This window comes from Profundibacter sp. (assembly GCF_056498605.1).
In genome coordinates, this window is sequence record NZ_JBSMEZ010000117.1 from 1 (window position 1) to 6,669 (window position 6,669).

Genomic DNA, 6,669 nt, shown 5'->3' on the forward strand with positions numbered 1-6,669 from the left:
TATTTCTGCTTTGGCCTCTGAAAACCATTTGCAGTGTGCAGCGCTTTGACTTAAACCGCAACAACAGTGCACCCGTAGCTCAGCTGGATAGAGCGCTGCCCTCCGAAGGCAGAGGTCTCGCGTTCGAATCGCGACGGGTGCACCATTTTTGTCTCACGGTGCGCAGCACCTCCGACGGGGCGGGCTGGCCGCCCGACGCACGGTCGTGCGTTTGGGTGCGCCATTTCACGTATCAGGTTGCGACGCACCCGTTTGGTTAGATGTCGAACTTCACGCCCTGCGCCAGTGGCAATTCGTCTGAATAGTTCATCGTGTTGGTCTGGCGGCGCATGTAGCCTTTCCAGGCGTCTGATCCGCTTTCGCGTCCGCCGCCGGTTTCCTTCTCGCCACCGAACGCCCCGCCGATTTCGGCACCTGAGGGGCCGATGTTAACATTGGCAATGCCGCAATCAGACCCCGTTGCGGACACGAACTGTTCGGCCTCGCGCATGTTCAGGGTGAAGATGCAGGATGACAGACCCTGCGGCACCGCATTTTGCATTTCAATCGCCTGATCCAGATCATCGTAGCTCATCACGTATAGGATTGGCGCGAAGGTTTCGGTTTCAACGATCAAAGATTGCGCGGGCATTTCCACCACTGCGGGATGCACATATGCTCCACCCGCAGGCACGCCATCGCTCACCACTTCACCGCCATGCACCGTGCCGCCTTGGGCGCGGGCGTCTGTTAGGGCGGCTTGCATCGCGTCAAGCGCTGCCATGTCAACCAACGGGCCTACCAGCGTGGCCGGATCAAGCGGTGATCCGACAGGCAGGGTGGCGTAGGCTTTAACCAGTTTGGCCACCAGATCGGCGCGGATGCTTTCATGCACGATCAGGCGGCGCAAGGACGTGCAGCGTTGCCCTGCCGTGCCCACAGCGGAAAACACGATGCCACGCACGGCCATGTCAATGTCGGCCGAGGGTGCCACGATCATCGCGTTGTTGCCGCCCAACTCAAGGATCGAGCGACCAAACCGCGCCGCCACAATGGGGGCAACGGCACGGCCCATGCGGGTCGAACCTGTGGCCGATATCACCGGCACATCGTGCGATGCGACCAAGGCCGCGCCAATGTCGGCACCGCCAATGATCACCTGAAACAGATCATCCGGCGCATCCTCGCCAAAGCGAGCCACGGCACGCGCGAAAATCACCTGACAGGCCAGCGCCGTTAGCGGCGACTTTTCCGACGGCTTCCAGATCACCGGATCACCACACACCAGCGCCAGCGCGGTGTTCCAGCACCACACCGCCACGGGGAAATTGAAGGCGCTGATCACGCCGATGGGACCAACCGGATGCCATGTTTCCATCATCCGGTGGCCGGGGCGCTCGGACGCGATGGTCAACCCGTAGAGCATCCGCGACTGCCCCACGGCGAAATCACAAATGTCGATCATTTCCTGCACTTCGCCTTGACCCTCGGACAGGATTTTACCAGCTTCCAGCGATACCAGCGCGCCCAGATCATCCTTGGCGTCGCGCAACTCGTCCCCCAGAAAACGCACCAACTCGCCTCGGCGCGGGGCAGGGACCGTACGCCATTTCTTGAACGCAGCCCCCGACTTGGCGATCACTGCATCCATGTCAGTGGTTTCGTGAATTTTCGCTAAAACGCCCCCATCGACAGGCGAGGTCACCGTCAGGTTGCCCCCTGTTAAAACATCGGCGTCCAGACCCAGACGGGCCAAAATGGCGTCGGCGGTTTTCAGTTGTTTGTTCATGCTGCGCTCTCCAATGCTGTCATGTCGCCCGCGGTATAAAGGCGGCCAAATTCGGTGTTCAGGAAGTCGGTCAATTTCACATCTTCCTGTGAAATAAAGCCGGATTTGGCCAACATGCCGCGCCGGACCATATCAACAACACCGGTAATACCCGCCGCCGTGGTGATCTGGATTGCGCCCCAATGGATGCCATTCACCTTGCCCGCCACGGTTTTGTTGATCAGGGATCGTTCACGGAATTCACCATTAATCATGCCCGTGGCGGTGCAATAAACCAGCACCACGTCCTGATCCGTGCGCGGCAGCGCCGTTTCAAAGATGTTTTTCAACACATCGCGCCTGCGCACCAGCCCCAGATCATGCAGCAGCAGTTTGATGATCTCGCGGTGGCCGGGATAGCGGATGGTGCGGTAGGAAACCGAGCGCGCCTTGCCCTGCAATTGTTCGGCCAAAGTACCCAGCCCGCCCGAGGTGTTGAAGCATTCATAATCCACGCCATCGACCGACAGGATTTCCAGATCCTCCAGCGGCGCGGTTTTCACCAAATGACCGTCGACCAGCGCATCGCACGGGTTGCAATATTCATTGATCAACCCATCCGTCGACCACGTCAGGTTATATTTTAGGGCGTTGGTGGGATACAGCGGCAGGGCGCCAACCCGCAGCGACAGGGTGTCGATGCTGTCAAATTCCGCCGCCAGATGGGCACCCGCGATGCCGACAAAACCGGGGGCCAGACCGCATTGCGGCATGAACACGGTGTCGGCGCCTTTGGCCAGTTCACGCACGGTGTTGGTCGAGGCCACATCCTCGGTCAGATCAAAATAATGCGCGCGCGCGCGTTTTGCGCCCTCGGCAATCGTTGGCGTCAGGAAAAACGGGGCGGCGCTGATCACGGCATCGAACCCCTTCAGGGTATTCGCCACAGCATCCGCATCACCAGCATCCATCTGGGTGATGGCCACACCGGCCTGATCAATCGCCTTTAACGCTTCCAGGTTTTGATCAGCGACAGTGACGCTGTAATTCGGGGATTCTGCTAAAAACGCGGCGATGGTTTGACCAATTTTACCGCCACCAATGATGCATACGTTCCACATGGGCTTTCTCCTGTTTGCCAGTATGGGGAAAGTGTGGGTGACAAAATTGTGGAAAGGCAGGTCTAAAATCGGCGGATTGGGGGTGAAGGGCCGTCAATCAGTCGGATGATCCGGCATTTTGTGCGGTATTACCCAGAAATTGTTCTGCAATCCGCTGTGCAGTCTCGTTATAACCACGGTCAAACCGGCGGCCAAACACCACGAATGTTTTGGTTCGGATCACGCCGGTGATTTCGGCAATTTCATCAACCACCACATCCAGATCCTCGATCCGTGGGGCCTCGATGCTAAGAAACAGATCAAATTCGCCGTTGATCGACAGGCACAGCCGGATTTCGGCATATTGCCCCAGACGGCGCAGTATTTTACGGGTCTCTTGTTGTTTAACTTCCATTAGAACAAGGACTTGTATGCTTTCCTCGGCCGGATTCTTACTCAGTACAACAGAATATCCTGCAATCACCCCGTCCTTTTCCATCCGCACAATGCGTTCATGCACGGTGGAACGTGCGACATTCAAACGGGCGGCGATGTTGGTGGTGGATTCGCGGGCATTACGCTGGAGTTCGCGCACGATGCGCCGGTCCAGCGCATCCTTGAGCCATTTTGATGATCTTTCCGTCATAATGTCGCTATAGCACAATTTTCCGGTATATTGGCAAGTGGCATTGCCTATGGAAAAGGGTCAGAGTGGGTCAAATAGGATGATTCCGACAAAAATACGGGGAAGATATGGATCGCGCAGCAATTGTTCACCAGAATTTTCTGGATCGGGTGGCGTCTGGGGATTTGCCCAAAGGTGCCCCCGCCGACACCGATTTACCCGCACACAAACTGGTCGAGCTGTTTCGTGCCCAATGCCTGTCGCGCCAGCTGGATCGCACCAGCCGCGATATGCAAAAGGCGGGGCAGGGGTTTTACACCATCGGGTCCAGCGGGCACGAGGGCATGGCAGCGGTGGCCGAGGCCCTGCGCCCAACCGATATGGCATTCCTGCATTACCGTGACGCGGCGTTCCAAATCCAGCGCGCTAATCAAGTGCCGGGGCAGAATATCGCGTGGGATATGTTGCTGAGTTTCGCGGCCTCATCAGACGACCCGACATCGGGTGGACGCCATAAAGTGCTGGGATCAAAAGCGCTGAACATCCCGCCGCAAACCTCGACCATCGCTAGCCACCTGCCCAAAGCGGTCGGCGTGGCCTATTCACTGGGCCTTGCCCGCCGCCACGCACCCGAACACCGCTGCCTACCCGAAGACGCAATCGTGATGGCGTCCTTTGGCGATGCCTCATCCAGCCATTCCACCGCCCAAGGGGCGTTCAACACCGCCTGCTGGACCAGTTTCCAATCGGTGCCATTGCCGATGTTGTTTGTCTGCGAGGACAACGGCATCGGCATTTCCACCCCGACGCCGGATGGCTGGATCGCGGCAAACTTCTCGGCGCGGCCTGGGATGAAATATTTCGCCTGCAACGGGTTGGATATATGCGAAACCCACCGCGTGGCTTCGGTTGCGGCGGATTATGTGCGCAAACACCGCAAGCCCGCGTTCCTGCATGTGACCACCGTGCGGCTCTATGGTCACGCTGGATCAGACGTCGAGTCGACCTATCGGGATACAAAGGCAATCACGGCGGACGAGGCGAATGATCCGCTGTTGCATACGGTGCGGTTGCTGGGTGAGGTTGGTGCGTTAAACGCCACTCAAGCCATTGAAATATACACAAAAACAGGCAAACGATGCACCCGTGTTGCGGCCCAAGCCGTGACCCGTCCGCACCTGAAAACCAGCGCGGATGTGGTGGCGTCGCTGATCCCGCCCAAGCGTGATTGCGCCCCGACCAACGGGCCGTCTGCCACGGTGCGCAAGGCGACATTCGGTAGTGATATGCGGGCGATGCAAGAGCCACAAGCGATGAACCGGCTGATCAACTGGGCGCTGACCGACCTGATGCTGGAACACAGCGAGATCACCATGATGGGCGAAGATGTCGGGCGCAAAGGCGGCGTTTATGGTGTGACCCAAAAGCTGAAAGCGCGCTTTGGCGCGGATCGGGTGATTGATACCTTACTGGATGAACAGAGCATTCTGGGGCTGGCGATTGGCATGGCGCATAACGGGTTCATCCCGATGCCGGAAATCCAGTTTCTGGCCTACCTGCACAACGCCGAGGACCAGATCAGGGGCGAGGCGGCGACGCTGAGTTTCTTTTCCAATGGGCAATACACCAACCCGATGGTGCTGCGGATTGCCGGCCTTGGTTATCAGCGCGGGTTTGGCGGGCATTTTCATAATGACAACTCGCTGGCGGTGCTGCGCGACATCCCTGGCGTGATCATTGCCTGTCCGTCCAATGGCGCGGATGCGGCGATGATGTTGCGCGAGTCTGTGCGTCTTGCCCGCGAGGAGCAGCGCGTGGTGGTGTTTATCGAGCCTATCGCGCTTTATCCGATGCGCGATTTGCATGATGCGGGCGATAAGGGCTGGATGCACACCTATCCGTCGCCTGACAAACGAATCGCGCTTGGGCAGGTCGGGGTGTCGGGGCGCGGCACCGATTTGGCGATCATTTCTTATGCCAATGGGTATTATCTGTCGTTGCAAGCGGCTAAGGCGTTGCAGGCCAAGGGGATCAAGGCTCGTGTGATTGATATGCGCTGGATAGCGCCAGTTCCAGAGGCAGAATTACTTAAACAAACAAAGGCTTGCGGGGCGGTGTTGATAGTAGATGAATGCCGTAAAACGGGCAGCCAATCCGAAGGGTTGATGGCGTTGTTTGCCGAAAACGGACGTGAAAATGTAGCGCGGGCCACAGGCGAGGATTGCTTTATCGCCACGGGGCCTGCCTATGGGGCAACGCTGCCCACGGCGGACGGAATCACGCAGGCGGCGCTGGAATTGGTTGGGGCAAAAAAATGAAAAAGACAGCGGTTCTGATTTGCCCTGGACGAGGCACCTATAATGCCCCGGAACTTGGCTATATTGCCCGTCATCACGCAGGGCGATTGGCCGAATTTGACGCGTATCGCGCTGGGTTGGGGCAGGAGACGGTTAGTGCCTTGGATGGCGCGGCCAAGTTTTCGGCCAAGGTTCACACCCGCGGCGATAATGCCTCGCCTCTGATCTATGCCGCATCGCTGTTTGATGCGCAGGCGATTTCGGATGACTATGACATCGTTGCCGTCACCGGCAATTCGATGGGCTGGTATATTGCGCTTGCGGCAGGCGGGGCGGTGACGCCGATGGCGGGGTTTGAAATCGTCAACACCATGGGCCGTTTGATGCAGGAACGGCTGATCGGAGGGCAGGTGCTATACCCGTTTGTTGACGAAAACTGGCAGGAAATTGCGGGCAAGCGGGATGAACTTCTGGCACTGGTCGCCGACATTGATACCCGTAAAGGGCATCAACTGGCGGTCTCGATCCATCTGGGCGGGATGCTTGTGGTCGCGGGCAACGAGGCTGGATCATCTGCGTTCGAGGCCGCGGTTCCTGCCTATGACCGCTATCCGATGCGCTTGCCAAACCACGCGGCGTTCCATACATCGCTTCAGGCACCCGTGGCGGCAGATGGGCAATCACGGCTAGGGGTGGACCTGTTTGGCACACCTGACATCCCGCTGATTGACGGGCGTGGTGCAATATGGTGGCCAAATGCAACGGATGGGGCGGCATTGCGCAACTATACGCTTGGGGCGCAAGTCACTGAAACCTATGACTTTACTAAGGCCATTCAAGTGGCGGCGCGTGAATTTGCGCCGGATGTGTTTATTGTAACCGGCCCGGGTGCCACGCTGG

The 6,669-nt window shown here is 58.2% G+C and carries 5 protein-coding genes and 1 tRNA gene; 3 read left to right on the top strand and 3 right to left on the bottom strand.

Annotated features, from left to right (window positions below):
- Window positions 1–68: 68 nt before the first annotated feature.
- Window positions 69–145: transfer RNA gene (locus ACWB12_RS12195), tRNA-Arg, on the top strand.
- Between the two features lie 111 nt (window positions 146–256).
- Here ACWB12_RS12195 and amaB read toward each other — a convergent pair.
- The 3 genes from amaB to ACWB12_RS12210 all read right to left on the bottom strand — a co-directional run bounded on the left by amaB (window position 257) and on the right by ACWB12_RS12210 (window position 3,493).
- Window positions 257–1,768, bottom strand: coding sequence for an L-piperidine-6-carboxylate dehydrogenase (amaB, locus tag ACWB12_RS12200; protein WP_479530360.1), 1,512 nt, complete (start codon window positions 1,766–1,768; stop codon window positions 257–259).
- The gene (locus tag ACWB12_RS12205) at window positions 1,765–2,868 is read right to left on the bottom strand and encodes a saccharopine dehydrogenase family protein (protein WP_479530361.1); all 1,104 of its coding nucleotides are present in this window, start codon (window positions 2,866–2,868) and stop codon (window positions 1,765–1,767) included. Before ACWB12_RS12205 ends, amaB begins: the two co-directional genes overlap by 4 nt.
- 97 nt (window positions 2,869–2,965) lie before the next feature.
- Window positions 2,966–3,493, bottom strand: a complete 528-nt coding sequence (locus ACWB12_RS12210; RefSeq protein ID WP_479530362.1) for an Lrp/AsnC family transcriptional regulator — start codon at window positions 3,491–3,493, stop codon at window positions 2,966–2,968.
- Between the two features lie 107 nt (window positions 3,494–3,600).
- Between ACWB12_RS12210 and ACWB12_RS12215 the strand changes: the two genes are divergently transcribed.
- Both ACWB12_RS12215 and ACWB12_RS12220 read left to right on the top strand, forming a co-directional pair.
- Window positions 3,601–5,790, top strand: a complete 2,190-nt coding sequence (locus ACWB12_RS12215) for a thiamine pyrophosphate-dependent enzyme (protein ID WP_479530363.1) — start codon at window positions 3,601–3,603, stop codon at window positions 5,788–5,790.
- A partial coding sequence (locus tag ACWB12_RS12220) for an ACP S-malonyltransferase (protein WP_479530364.1) occupies window positions 5,787–6,669 on the top strand: 883 nt, incomplete at its 3' end. The genes ACWB12_RS12215 and ACWB12_RS12220, both read left to right, overlap by 4 nt.